At 56.6% G+C, this 2,782-nt stretch carries 1 protein-coding gene; it reads right to left on the bottom strand.

What is annotated here, in order from left to right:
- Positions 1–665 precede the first annotated feature (665 nt).
- A partial coding sequence (locus tag PAT3040_RS39435) for a glycoside hydrolase family 94 protein (RefSeq protein WP_373864004.1) occupies positions 666–2,782 on the bottom strand: 2,117 nt, incomplete at its 5' end.

Raw genomic sequence — 2,782 nt, 5'->3', positions numbered from 1 at the left:
GTGGTGTCCGTTACGATCAGCCTTTACTTAACTGCGCTGCCGTCCACAATGAATCGACAGCCTCAGTATCGACGTTATTTTTGGCGGAATGAGCCAATCGCAATTCTAACGGATATGAGTAACGCTATTGATTCGAAAGCAAAGGTTTGGAGTCTGTTTCTTGGAAATAACGTTTCTTGAGAGGCCATTGATTCTTTGTGCGCAAAACTGGAAATGAAGCTGCAATCTCGATCATCGCCAACTTGTTAACGGAAATGTTGGCCCTTATATGGATCGTTTGGCGTGATAATAAAATCTAACGGAACTCTGCGACGTTATTCGTGAGAAATCCAGGCAAATCGCGAACTTTTGCCCCTCATAAGGGCTGTCAGTTCCATTAGATTTGCGAAATGCTGCTTTTTGCTGAAATTACGCATTTCAGTTCCGTTACAACTGCTCCCGTTATTTTTTGCCGGACGGGAAATTCGAGCATCGCGTTGACGAAAAAAAGGCGGTACAGGGTGGCAATTGCCAAACCTGATACCGCCGGTTGTTAAACACAAAACCATTTAAAAGTGTGCTGCATAGAGGGGCCTAGAATTCCCGGGGTAGAACGAGCTGCATTGTCAGTTGACAGTTCCGCCAGAGGACGGCGCAGCCGTTTCTCTGTGTTTCATGTTGCAGTGCTAGGTCAGCTTAATCGAAACGGCATGTTCACCGCCCTGATCTTCCAGTTCTATATAGGCTTCGGGTCCCGCCTCCAGATCGAACGGTGCGCCTTCGTTATGCTCCCGCTTGAAATCCAGCAGATAGCGGGTCTCGCCGAATCGGTAGGCGACCTTAAAGCCCGGCCAATCGGACGGCACGCAAGGATTTAAGTAAAGCTTGTCGCCTAACTTGCGAATGCCGAGAATCCATTCGATGCCGCTCTGGTACATCCAGCTGGAGGCGCCGGTATACCAGGTCCAGCCCGCATGGCCCTGATGCGGCTCGGCCGTGTACACATCCGCAGCCATCACGTATGGTTCGCCGTAGTAGGTCCGAACCTCGCGGTCGGTCCGCGTATGGTTGATGGGATTGAGCATGCGGAACAGCTCGAACGCCTTGTCGCCGCGGCCCAGCTTGCTCCAGGCGACGATGCTCCAGATGACGCCGTGCGTATACTGAGCGCCGTTCTCGCGGATGCCCGGCGGATAACCCTGGATATAACCGGGGCTCGGCTCGGTCCGATCGAAAGGCGGCGTCAGCAGACGCACGACCGACATCTCGCGGTCGACCAGCTCGCGGTCGAACGATTGCATCGCTTGCAGCGCCCGATCCTCCGGCGCGGCGCCGGAGATGACGGACCAGGACTGCGCGATGGCGTCGATTCGGCATTCCTCATTGTAAAGCGAGCCGAGCCAGGTGCCCCCGTCCGTGAACGCTCTTCGGTACCATTGACCATCCCATCCATGCTCATGTATCGCATCCGCCAGCTTGTCCCGCTCGAGGAGGTACTTCTCGTCCCGATCCCGCTCTCCGCGCGACACGGATAACGGCTCAAGCCTGCGCAGCACTTCGCATAGGAACCAGCCCAGCCAGACGCTTTCGCCGCGGCCTTCGTCACCGACGAGATTCATGCCGTCGTTCCAGTCGCCGACGCCAATGTGCGGCAAGCCATGCTCGCCGATTCGCGATAGTGCCTTTTCGACGGCTCTGACGCAATGCTCGTAGACCGTTCCGCTATGAGACGAACGGATCGTCTCCTCGTACCGTTCATGTTCGCCTTCCCGCAGCGTGTCGCTTGTAATGTAAGGGACAAGCTCATCCAGAATTGTGGCGTCCCCCGTATGCTCGATGTACCGGCTGACGGTGTACGGAAGCCAGAGCAGATCGTCCGAAAACAAGGTGCGGATGCCGCGGCTTGTCTCTTCGTGCCACCAGTGTTGTACGTCTCCTTCCTCGTACTGATGGGAGGCGCTAAGTAAAATTTGTTTTCTCGTCAGCTCCGGTCTGGTATGGAGGATAGCGAGAGAATCCTGCAGTTGGTCGCGGAATCCGAATGCGCCGCCCGCTTGATAGAAGGCCGTTCGGGCCCACATCCGGCAAGCCAGCGATTGATACAGCAGCCAGCCGTTAAGCAGAATGTTCGTCTCCTGCGAAGGCGTGTCGACGACGATTTGGCCCAGCGTCTCCGCCCAGTAACTCGAAGTTTCCTGCCAGGCTTCGTCGCAACGGCTGGCGATGGCGTAACGCCCCGCGAGCTCGGCGGCGTGTTTGCGGGAGGTGCCGCATCCAAGCAGCAGGATCACTTCCGTTTCCTCGCCAGGCTGCAGGGTCAGCTTGCGCTGAACGGCTCCGCAGCTGGCGTAATGAACGCCGGTTTGCTTGTCCAGTCTGGCGCGCGACAGTGCGGCTGGCTGGAGCACGCTGCCGTTGCGGCCGATGAAGCCGAGCTGATCGGATGTCCAGGATACTTCCTGATCTTCGCCTTCCGACCGTTCCGGGAAGATGCCGAGGAAAGGTGTTGCTTCCCGGAATATTTCCTGATAACGGTTTTGCGCGGTCAAGATTTTGGCCTCCTCGTCCCATTCGCTGGAAATGAAGGAGGCGTTGCTCTGCCGCTGCACGCCGATCACCCATTCCGCATAATACGTAACCGACAGCTTCCTGGGCGTTTCGGAGTCGTTGCGCAGCTTGAGCCGCATAATTTTGACGGGATCCTCCATCGGCACAAATAACGAGAGTTCATGGTGAATCCCCCCGCGTTTGTGCTCGAAGGCCGTGCTTCCAAGGCCGTGCGTGACGAGGTATGACACTGCGT

This window comes from Paenibacillus agaridevorans, from assembly GCF_003112455.1.
In the GTDB taxonomy this organism is placed as follows: domain Bacteria; phylum Bacillota; class Bacilli; order Paenibacillales; family Paenibacillaceae; genus Pristimantibacillus; species Pristimantibacillus agaridevorans.
The sequence above is the reverse complement of the archived record's forward strand: the minus strand, read 5'-3'. Positions and strand labels throughout refer to the sequence as shown.